This is a genomic window from Hwanghaeella sp. LZ110, assembly GCF_048892525.1.
In the GTDB taxonomy this organism is placed as follows: Bacteria; Pseudomonadota; Alphaproteobacteria; order UBA8366; family Aestuariispiraceae; genus Pacificispira.
Map to the genome: position 1 here is coordinate 1 of NZ_JBLZHT010000029.1, position 847 is coordinate 847.

The following is an 847-nucleotide window of genomic DNA, read 5'->3' on the forward strand; positions in this document are numbered from 1 at the left end:
TCATCGACGACCGAGATGTGGAAGGTGGTGCTGGCCGTCGAGCCATCGCCATCGGTCACTTCAACTGTGAACGGCAGGTCGATCTCGTTCTCGCCCTCGCCCACCGGCTGGTCCAACGTGCCCTGCAGCGTGAAGCTGTAGCCCGTGCCACCATCCGTCAGTTCCATCGTAAACACCGGCACACCATCAGCCGTTCCGGTGATCGTCTGACCATCCGTGCTGGGCGTCAGGGTCACTGGCACACCGCCAGAGGTCAGGGTCGGCATCAAGCCGCTGTCGGTGAACGCAACAGAGCCCAGACCATCATCGCCCGCATCAATCGTCAGCGTCCCGGTAACCGTTGTCGGTTCCTTATCCGCATCAGACCCATCGGCCAGATCGTCTTCATCCACACGACCCGCATTCACGCCCAGTTCAGGGTGATCCGGATCTTCGCCACCAACAGGCGGCTCACCCGGAGGCGGTGGTTCCGTGCCAGGAGGGGGCATCGGGACTGGTGGCTGTGGCCCATCATCAGTGATCTCAAAGGCCTGCGTCGCAGAGGACGTATCGCCATCCCCATCCGTGATCGTATAGGTGAACGCATCCACCAGCGGCGCACCATCCGTATGCGTCTCGCCCACGTCACTGGTATAGGTGAACGACCCGTCCGCCTGCACCGTCAGCGCGCCATACTGCGTGTTGACCTCAACACCAACCGCACCGGTCTGTTCTGCGCCTGTCTCATCGGTATAGGTGAACGATGTCACTTCAGCGCCATCGGCCCCTTCCGTGTCGTTGCCCATCACATTGCCGGTGACCGTGTTGCCACCTTCTTCCAGCGTCAGCGTCGCATCATCCACCGCAA

At 61.6% G+C, this 847-nt stretch carries 1 protein-coding gene; it reads right to left on the reverse strand.

Going from position 1 to position 847, the window contains the following annotated elements; translation table 11 throughout:
* Positions 1-847 (reverse strand): Ig-like domain-containing protein (locus ACOSDM_RS20055; protein ID WP_420726310.1); only part of this gene is annotated, 847 nt, incomplete at both ends.